This window comes from Streptomyces beijiangensis (genome assembly GCF_017315755.1).
Lineage (GTDB): Bacteria > Actinomycetota > Actinomycetes > Streptomycetales > Streptomycetaceae > Streptomyces > Streptomyces beijiangensis.
On record NZ_JAFLRJ010000876.1, the window covers coordinates 1 to 894 of the forward strand.

The window sequence follows — 894 nt, forward strand, 5'->3', positions numbered from 1 at the left end:
GTCGGGGTGGGTGAGCAGGGCGCTGATGGCGTTGTCGAGGAGGTTGACGGTTGTCTCGTAGCCCGCGGTGAACAGCAGGATGAGGTTGTCGAGGAGTTCCTTCTCGCTGAGCTGTGCCTCTCCTGTGTCGCAGGCCGAGACGAGGTCGCTGGTGAGGTCGGCGGTGGGGGTCTCGCGTTTGAGGGCGACGATCTTGGTCATGGTGGTGTAGAGGTTCTGGGCGTTCGTGCGGGCTTCTTCGAGCGAGGTGGAGGTGCGGAAGAACCCTTTGATGATCCGGTGCAGGTCGTCGCGGTATGCGTCGGGGATCCCGAAGAGTTCGCACACCACTTCGGTGGGGAGGGGGTGGGCGAATGCTTCGCGGAGGTCGACTGGGCGGTCGCGGGCCGTGGCGGACAGCCCGGCCAGCAGGCGCCCGGTGATCGCTTCGATGTTCGGCCGCAGGGCGGCGGTCCGCCGGGCGGTGAATGCCGCGGCCACCGGCCGGCGCAGCCGGGTGTGGTCCTCGCCGTATGCGGTGACCATGTTCTGTACCGAGACCCAGATCGCCAGCGGCCACTGCTGGGGCACGTCGCCGTTGATCCAGGCGGGCCAGTGCCGGTAGGCGTCCTTGGAGACCCGTGGATCGTTGAGGAGGCGTTTGATCAGGGCGTAGTCGGTGACCGACCATGCCAGGACCCCTCCGGGGAGCTCCACTTGGACTGCGCTGCCGCGTGCGCGGATCTGTGCGATCTCACCGTGAATGTCGTGGCCCAGCGGGTCGATGACAAGGGGGCACTGCGTGAGTTCCATGAAAGGACCTTTAAGTTTCGGGCAGCGAAACACACGGCGCTCGCGCGGGGTGCCGCTGCTGGAGCCAGGATCCGTCGAGGGCGGAGTCCTGGAAGGAGGTGT

The 894-nt window shown here is 66.7% G+C and carries 1 protein-coding gene; it reads right to left on the minus strand.

All coding sequences use genetic code 11. The annotated features are described in order from the left end of the window. The coding region (locus J0695_RS39615) for a cytochrome P450 family protein (protein WP_206969685.1) at positions 1 to 792 on the minus strand (792 nt) is incomplete at its 3' end. Positions 793 to 894 lie beyond the last annotated feature (102 nt).